The following is a 6,549-nucleotide window of genomic DNA, read 5'->3' as shown; positions in this document are numbered from 1 at the left end:
GATGGCGGCGGTGCTGAGCCCTTGTACGGCGGCGGTGCTCAGTTTGCTCAGCTCGGCGCTGTCCAAGCTCGCTAGCTGCGCGGTGGTCAGCCCGGCGCCTTGCTTGCTGCTCAGTGCGCCCAGTTGCGCTGAGCTCAGTTGGGCAAAGTCGTCGGTCTCTAGGGCGGCGATTTGGCTGCTGCTCAGTGCCAGCAGTTGTGCGCTGCTCAAGCCTTTGACGTTGGTGCTGCTCAGGGCGGCGATTTGGTCAGTGCTCAGCCCGGCTATGCTGGCGGTGCGCAGCGCGCCAATCTGTACGCTGCTGAGGGCGGCGATGTCTTCGGTGCCTAGGCCGGGCACTTGGGCGCTGCTGAGCGCTTGCAGTTGGGCGGTGCTTAACCCTACAACAGTTGCCGTATCCAGTGCAGCCACCTGAGCGGAAGTGAGGGCATTAACCTGTGCTGTGCTAAAGCCCACAATTTGTCTTGTGGTCAGCCCAGGAACAGCGTTTGTACTTAGTGCCTGTATCTGGCTGCTACTCAACACTTTCAATTGACTGGTGGTGATTCCAGGAGTCTGGACAGAAGTCAATACCGCAAAGTCAACCAAGTCCAATGCAGTGATTTGCCCGGTAGACATGGCAGCAATCGCAGCTGAGGTCAGGTGGGGAACTTGGGCGGTGCTGAGTTCCCTGATCTGTGCAGTAGAGAGACTCTGAATATCACTGCTATTCAGATCAGCGATTTGTTGCGATGTAAGAGCCGTGACAAAAGACATGAAGAGTCCCCTTCCAAGAACAGAAGCTTTGCGCAGTTTGGGCCAGCAGCAGAGTTGCCTTGGCGCAAATCGATTTAATCAAAAGATATTTTTTGCTTTATACCTCAGAAACAAAACGGATCTACTAGGGAATTGGGAAAAACTGTTGCCCCGCATGCCTGCTCCCAGCAGATTCAACCTCGAAAATTAGCCGGTCAAGCCCCCGCTTTTCGGCCATTCTGCGCCGGGGTGCCGCTTCCACAATGGACGGCATGAACGCTGTCACCACTCCCCCTCTGTCCTCACGCCTAGCGGCCCCGCGCTGGCTGTGCGTGTTGATGCTGGCTTTGTGTACTGCATTGCCTGTCCAAGCGCTGCGCATCAAGGAAGTGGCAGCGGTGCAAGGCGTGCGCAGCAACCAACTGACTGGCTATGGTTTGGTGGTGGGTTTGGATGGCACCGGCGACCAAACCACGCAAATGCCCTACACCACCCAAGCGATGCAGAACTACCTGCAACAAATGGGTATCAGCCTACCGGCCAATGCGGCTGGGCAGTTGCAACTCAAAAACGTCGCGGCGGTAGTGGTAACGGCGCAATTGCCCGCTTTTGCCCAGCCTGGCCAAATGATTGACGTCAGTGTTTCGTCGATGGGCAACGCCAAATCGCTCAAGGGCGGCACACTGATTGTGACCCCTTTGCGCGGTGCTGATGGCGAGATTTATGCCTTGGCCCAAGGAAATCTGGTGATTGCTGGTGCGGGTGCGGCGCAAGGCGGCAGCAAAGTGCAAGTGAACCACCTGAGCGCCGGGCGCATCCCCCAAGGGGCGCAGGTAGAGCGTGCCGTGCCCACGCCGCTGCACGAAGGCGGCTCTATTACTTTAGGGCTCAATAGTTCTGATTTCCAAACAGCGCGCAAGGTGGTTCAAGCCATTAACAACCGTATGGGCGCAGGCCGAGCCACAGCGCTCGATGGTCGCACTGTGCAAGTACAAGCCCCCACCGACCCCGGTAGCCGCGTCAACTTTATTGCCGATCTAGAAGAACTAGCGATTGACAACGGCAGCCCATCGGCCAAGGTGGTAATTAATGCTCGTACTGGCTCGGTGGTGCTCAACCAAGCCGTCACGCTGGGGCCTTGCGCGATTGCCCACGGCAACCTGTCCATCACCATCAGCTCGACGCCACAGGTGAGCCAGCCCAACCCGCTGTCGCAGGGCCAGACCGTAGTCACAGAAAAGACCGACATCAAGATTACCCAAGAGCCCGGCGCACTGATCCAAATGCCGCCCTCAGCGCAATTGGCCGATGTGGTCCGCTCTTTGAACCAACTGGGTGCTACGCCGCAGGACTTGCTGGCCATTTTGCAAGCAATTAAGGCCGCTGGTGCCCTCAATGCCGAGCTGGAGGTGATTTGACATGGCACTCGCACTCAACCCCCCGTCTTCTGGTGCAGCGCTAGGCACCAATGGCTTGGCGGCTGACGCCCGCTCACTCAATCAACTCAAATACCAAGCCGGGCAAAACAGCGCTGAAGCCACCAAAGAGGCGGCAAAGCAGTTTGAATCGCTGTTTATGCGCGAGATGATTAAGAGCATGCGCGAGGCAACGATGAAATCGGGCCTGCTCGAAAGCTCACAAGCCGATCTGGGCACCGATTTGCTCGATCAGCAATTGTCAGTCAGTATGTCGGGCTTGCCAGGTGGCCTGTCCGAAGCCATTACGCGCCAACTGTCACAGCAAATGGGTGGTGCCAGCGCCACATTGGCAGTGCCTTCTACCCTGAGTTTGGCACGCAGCAGCCAAACTGCCGCCGCCATGCGCCCGAATGCTGCCACCAGTGCAGTAGCTAATGCGGGCCCTGCCCCTAAAGGGCGCGATGATTTTGTCCAGTTCCATGAGACTGCTGCCCAACGAGTAGCGCAAGAAAGCGGCATTCCGGCCAGCTTCATGCTCGGTCAGGCGGGCCACGAAACCGGCTGGGGCAAGAGCGAAATTCGCGGTAGTGATGGCAGCAACTCGCACAACCTGTTTGGCATCAAGGCAGGTAAAGGCTGGACGGGCAAGGTAGCCGAAATCGTTACCACCGAATACATCGACGGCACGCCACGCAAGGTAGTGGACAAATTTCGCGCTTACGACTCTTACGAAGACTCTTTCCGCGATTACGCCCGCCTCATCAACAGCAGCCCACGCTATGAGCAGGCGCGCACCCAAACCGGCTCTGCCGAGGCCTACGCCAGCGCCCTGCAAAAAGCAGGCTATGCCACCGACCCCGCCTATGCCCGCAAGCTCAGCGGTGCCATCCAAAGTGCTCTGCGTGCGCAGCAGCGCGACCAAGCTTGAAGTATTGAGGAGTTAAACCATGAGCCTCTTGAACGTCGGCGCTCGCGCCCTGCAAATCAACCAGACTGCCATCCAAACCGCTGGCCACAACATTGCCAACGTCAACACCGCTGGCTATTCCCGCCAAACGGTGGCGTTGGGCACCGTGCCCGGCCAGTACACCACCGATGGTTATATCGGCAACGGGGTGGATGTGCAGGGCATTTTGCGCAACCACAGCGAGTTGCTGACGCGCCAAGCCAGTGCTGCCGCGTCGGTGCAGGCAGGCGACGGCGTGCGCATGGATCGCCTTAAGCAACTGCAAGACGTATTTACCGGAGGGGCTACAGGCTTGGGCGCTGCCATCAATGACATGATGAATGCCTTCTCAGATGTGGTCAATGCCCCCACCGACCTGACCGCCCGTGGCGTGGTACTGACGCGCATGGATGAGACCGCCAAGCGCCTGCGCGATGCCTCCAGCCGCACCGATGAAATCGCCGCTACGGTAGAAAACCAGATGCAGGGCGGTATCAACGTGGTGAACAACTTGGCCACCAAAGTCGCCAACGTGAACCAGCAGATTGCCTTGGCCAGAGGCAATGGACAGCAGCCCAATGATCTGCTCGACCAACGTGACCAGCTCATCCGCGACATCAACCAGTATGTGCAGACCTCGCAGGTGGAGGCCGATGATGGCTCTGTGACATTGTTTGTGGCTAACAGCCAGCCGCTGGTGATGGGCAACCGGGCAGCCACGCTGTCGGTGGGCGACCCACAAAACTTTAATACCAATGGTGCGCAGAAAAAACTGCTGTTCACTCCAGCAGGTAGCACAGACAAGATTGAACTCAATGAGGCGGTGCTCGGTGGTGGTGAGGTGTCTGCGCTGATGCGCTTTCAGAACACTGATCTGGCCGAAGGGCGCAACCTGCTGGGCCGTTTGGCCGTAGGCATCAGCGAAACCCTCAACCTGCAAAACCGCCAAGGCCTGAATTTGGATGGCAAGTTGGGTGAGAACTTGTTTACCTCCATTAATTTGGGTCAGGCCGTGCCGGGCAACAGAAACACTTCCAGCGCAGTGATGGGTATGGAAGTGGCCGATGCCAGCAAATTGCAAGCGTCCAGCTATGTGCTCAACTTCAGCACGGGCAGCAGCGGCACCGTCACCCGGCAGTCCGATGGCAAGGTGTTTTCCTTTGCTGACATGACCGAACTCGATACCCTGATGCTGGGCCAAGGGCTGCGCCTGACTAACGGTGCGGCTGCCCCTGATACCACCTTGTTCAGTGATGCCGGTGGTGCTGCCGATGGCGATCAATTTCTGATTAACCCGCTGCAAAATGCAGCCAGCCAAATGCAGGCGGCACAGTTCTCGCCACGCAGTTTGGCAGCGGCCAACCCCATCAATGCCGCTATGGGGGCAGGTAACGATGGCTCCTTGCAACTGGTCAGCCTCAAAGCTACGGGCAACCCTGCCTTGGTGCTGCCGCCCAACTCTGACAGCACCAGCACGCCGCCTGTGCCCGGTGGTATCGAGTTGCGCTTTAGCGCCGGTTCTCCCATCACTTATCAAGCCTTTAACCGGGGCGTGGTGCCAGCCGAAGCGTTGGGCGACCCAGCCACCTACACGCCAGGCCAGCCTGTCAAGATGAATGGCTGGGAGATCACCCTCAACGGCGTGCCCAAAACGGGTGACACCGTGGTGGTGGGCAATGCGGCTGATCCCAAGTTTGGCGACATCTACCAACGCGACGCAGGCAATGCCAGCGCGCTCTTGAATCTGCGTGACGCCAAAATTTTTGACGGTGGCACGCTGACCGACGGTTTTTCTGGAGCGATGGCGCAAATTGGCACGCGCACCCAAAGCGCTACCTTTGCTGCCAAGTTGTCTTCCACCATTGCCTCCAATCTGGAAAACGAGCGCGCTGCGGTGTCGGGCGTGAATTTGGACGAAGAGGCTGCACGGTTGATCCAGTTCCAGCAGTCTTACCAAGCCTCGGCCAAGATGATCCAGATAGCGCAGAACATCTTTGACAACCTGATCCAGGCCGTGGGCCGTTAAACACCGCACCGAACGGAGTCCGCCATGAGCACATCCATTTCCCGCCTCGGCACAGCCAACCAGTATGACAGTGCCCTGCGCAACATCAATCAGCGCCAAACCGACCTGAATAATCTGCAAGAGAACCTGACTTCGGGCAAACGGGTGGTGAAACCCAGTGACGATCCGGTGTCTGCCGCGCAAGCTGAGCGCGCCCTGACCCGCATCAGCCGCATCCAAACGGAGCAGCGCGCGCTGGATTTGCAGCGCAACTCGATTGCCCAAGCCGAGTCTTCGTTGGGCGAAGCCGTTACGCTGAGTCAAGAAATCCGTGAGCTGATGGTCAATGCGGGCAACGCCATCCACAACCCCAAAGACCGGATAACCTTGGCCAACCAAATCAAGAGCCTGCGCGACCAGCTGTTTGAAGTCTCTAGCCGCAAAGACACCAATGGACAGCCGCTGTTTTCGGCGCTGGGCAGTGGATTGTCGCCACTGCTGGGGCCACAATCGTCGAGCTTGGATTATCAATTTGATGGCTTGGCAGGCCAGATGGCGGCCAGTGGTGCCAACATCCCCGTTACCTTGGATGGCGATGCCGCCTTTACCTTCAAGCCCCAGCGTGATGGTGTCTACCATGCGGCTTTCCAAGCCAGCACCGCTACCGAATGGAAGCCCGGTGCCGCTGCCGCCACCACCCCCGCCACCACTCCCAACCGCAAAATTGGCACCAGCACCATAGAAATGGTTAACCAAGGGGCTGTGACGGGTGACGGTTATTCCATACAGTTCAGCGCTGTTGGCCCCGGTGCCACTGCCGGTACCCTCACTGCGACGTACACGCTGACCAACACCACCACTGGCGAGGCATCTGACCCAGTCACTTTGGCTGATTTTCCGGTGGATCAACCGTTAAACATCGAAATTTCACAAAAGGCTGCCGAGGCTGCTGCTGGCGTGGGTAACGAAGATGCCGCTGTGGGTAAATTTATCCCCGGCGTTAAGTTCACGATTTCGGCTTCCCCCACTAAGGCAGTCGATGGCACCATCACCCTAGCCCCTGCCGATGGCGATACCTTTACCGTACAACCGAGCAGCGGTATCTTCAGCGTGATTGATACGGTGGTAAAAGAGTTGATGGCGGGCGGTGATAACAATTCGGCTATTCAGGCCACTGGGCAGGCTTTGGGCAATCTGGACAAGGCGCTCGATCGTATCCATACTGTGCGTGGGTATGCTGGTGAACTGCTCAACCGTGCTGACCGCATTACTGGAGACCAAGAAAAGCGCTCCATCCAACTCGAAGCAGATCGCTCACGCGCAGAAGACTTGGACATGGTCGATGGCATCTCCAAGTTTCAGAATCAGCAAACGGGCTACGAAGCGGCGCTCAAGTCGTACTCGATGGTTCAAAAAATGTCACTGTTCAATTACATGGCCTAAAG

4 protein-coding genes and 1 pseudogene are annotated in these 6,549 nt (G+C 57.9%); 4 read left to right on the top strand and 1 reads right to left on the bottom strand.

Going from position 1 to position 6,549, the window contains the following annotated elements:
* Positions 1 to 756 (bottom strand): annotated as a pseudogene (locus BMX55_RS16135) (heme utilization protein); the annotation flags it as partial.
* 317 nt (positions 757 to 1,073) lie between these two features.
* Between BMX55_RS16135 and BMX55_RS09095 the strand changes: the two are divergent.
* Genes BMX55_RS09095 through flgL form a run of 4 tightly spaced genes read left to right on the top strand, consistent with a single transcriptional unit; the run spans position 1,074 to position 6,547 of the window.
* Positions 1,074 to 2,153, top strand: a complete 1,080-nt coding sequence (locus tag BMX55_RS09095; protein ID WP_245751350.1) for a flagellar basal body P-ring protein FlgI — start codon at positions 1,074 to 1,076, stop codon at positions 2,151 to 2,153.
* A gap of 1 nt (position 2,154) precedes the next feature.
* A complete protein-coding gene (gene flgJ / locus BMX55_RS09090; protein ID WP_091456275.1) occupies positions 2,155 to 3,081 on the top strand; it encodes a flagellar assembly peptidoglycan hydrolase FlgJ in 927 nt (308 codons plus the stop codon).
* A 19-nt stretch (positions 3,082 to 3,100) separates the two neighbouring features.
* Positions 3,101 to 5,125, top strand: a complete 2,025-nt coding sequence (gene flgK / locus BMX55_RS09085; protein WP_091456272.1) for a flagellar hook-associated protein FlgK — start codon at positions 3,101 to 3,103, stop codon at positions 5,123 to 5,125.
* Between the two features lie 24 nt (positions 5,126 to 5,149).
* On the top strand, positions 5,150 to 6,547 hold the full coding sequence (gene flgL / locus BMX55_RS09080) for a flagellar hook-associated protein FlgL (protein ID WP_091456268.1): 1,398 nt from the start codon (positions 5,150 to 5,152) through the stop codon (positions 6,545 to 6,547).
* Positions 6,548 to 6,549 lie beyond the last annotated feature (2 nt).

The sequence above is a fragment of the Giesbergeria anulus genome (genome assembly GCF_900111115.1).
GTDB classification, from domain to species: Bacteria; Pseudomonadota; Gammaproteobacteria; order Burkholderiales; family Burkholderiaceae_C; genus Simplicispira; species Simplicispira anulus.
Note: the sequence above shows the minus strand (reverse complement) of the source record. Positions and strands in the feature narration are given on the sequence as shown.

Bases quoted from the DNA above. Each gene is read 5' to 3' on its own strand.
- BMX55_RS09095 (WP_245751350.1), top strand. From the start codon at position 1,074: ATGCTGGCTTTGTGTACTGCATTGCCTGTCCAAGCGCTGCGCATCAAG.
- flgJ (WP_091456275.1), top strand. From the start codon at position 2,155: ATGGCACTCGCACTCAACCCCCCGTCTTCTGGTGCAGCGCTAGGCACC.
- flgK (WP_091456272.1), top strand. From the start codon at position 3,101: ATGAGCCTCTTGAACGTCGGCGCTCGCGCCCTGCAAATCAACCAGACT.
- flgL (WP_091456268.1), top strand. From the start codon at position 5,150: ATGAGCACATCCATTTCCCGCCTCGGCACAGCCAACCAGTATGACAGT.